At 46.2% G+C, this 275-nt stretch carries 1 pseudogene; it reads right to left on the reverse strand.

Annotated features, from left to right (window positions below):
• Nucleotides 1–107: pseudogene (locus Q4563_RS19680) on the reverse strand (ferric iron uptake transcriptional regulator); the annotation flags it as partial.
• Nucleotides 108–275: the final 168 nt, after the last annotated feature.

Consider the following 275-nt stretch of genomic DNA (forward strand, 5'->3'; position numbering starts at 1 on the left):
GCACTCAGATGCGCTTCCGGATTACATTCCAGAATGCTCAAGATTTTGATTCTTGGCAGAGTGACTTTCAGACCTGCTTTACGCAACTCCAGATTTTGATCGGACATTGCAACCCTCGAATATTTCACAGCGACTTGGTTCATCAGGTATCATCGTCCATCAATGCAAAAACGCAAACCTCCGGACGAGACAACAGCTGAATGATGCGAGCGACAATTCTGACTTTTTTACTTGGTTTTGCAACCCTTTCCGGCTGCGTTTTCCCAGGTGTACAC

The organism is Gilvimarinus sp. 1_MG-2023 (assembly GCF_030548285.1).